This is a genomic window from Peribacillus sp. P4_C12 (assembly GCF_056402095.1).
Genome location: NZ_JBFUIB010000983.1, coordinates 1 through 881 on the forward strand (window position 1 = coordinate 1; position 881 = coordinate 881).

An 881-nucleotide genomic window follows, 5' to 3' on the forward strand; every position below is an offset into this window, starting at 1 on the left:
ATATCTCTCCTTATGACTGTATTTTCTTATTGATTCACTTCGCCTTTCAAAGTTTAAGTCCTTTTTTTATTGAGCTAACCTGCCCCTTTAGTTGCATAACAAAAAGGTTGCTTCAGCAACCTCTATTATTGGAGTAAAACACCCGTTAGCGAAATAAGAACCTTTTACCTTCTAACGAATACCGAATATTCCATTGGATTTTCGAATCCTAATCTTTCAGCCAGCTTTATCGACGCAAAATTGTTAACAACACAGTCCCAATTGGGTTTCAAATTTCTTTCAATACAATGTTCAATGAATATTTCTGCAACATTTTGAGCTAAGCCCATTCCTCTATACTTATTTTGAGTTGTAATATCAATGTCAGCAAATTGTGATGAACTAAATATAGATGTACACTCACTTATAACGGTATCATTATGTAACAAACAATAACCAAAACCATTTTCTAGAAAATTTGATACTGAACCCCAATATTCATTATAATAAGATTCATTAAATTCCAGACTTTCAGTAATTATTTTTTCATCTATTCTCTTTACTATAAAATCTTTAGGGACTTTTTCCTTTTTTATTGTTGAATATGTATCCTTATTAAAATGAAAAGAATATCTTTGTATTTGTCTTAACTCTTTTCCAAACAACTTATTTATAACTTGATCCCATTCTTTTGATGGAGAAAACAAAGTGAATCGCTTTTTATCATTTTTTCTACTTCTATAAATCTCTAAAAATATGCTGTTAAGACCATTGTTCATTTCGTCTCCACCAACAACAAAAATACCTGAATCAGTACCAACTAAAACTGTTTTCTTTAATTCATCCATATAAACCTGTCCAGGAATATAATTATTTAATACAGAGTAAGCAAATGTCGGGTA

1 protein-coding gene is annotated in these 881 nt (G+C 30.1%); it reads right to left on the reverse strand.

The features are described from left to right. Nucleotides 1-164: 164 nt before the first annotated feature. Nucleotides 165-881 (reverse strand): GNAT family N-acetyltransferase (locus AC1DUW_RS30710; protein WP_477644434.1); only part of this gene is annotated, 717 nt, incomplete at its 5' end.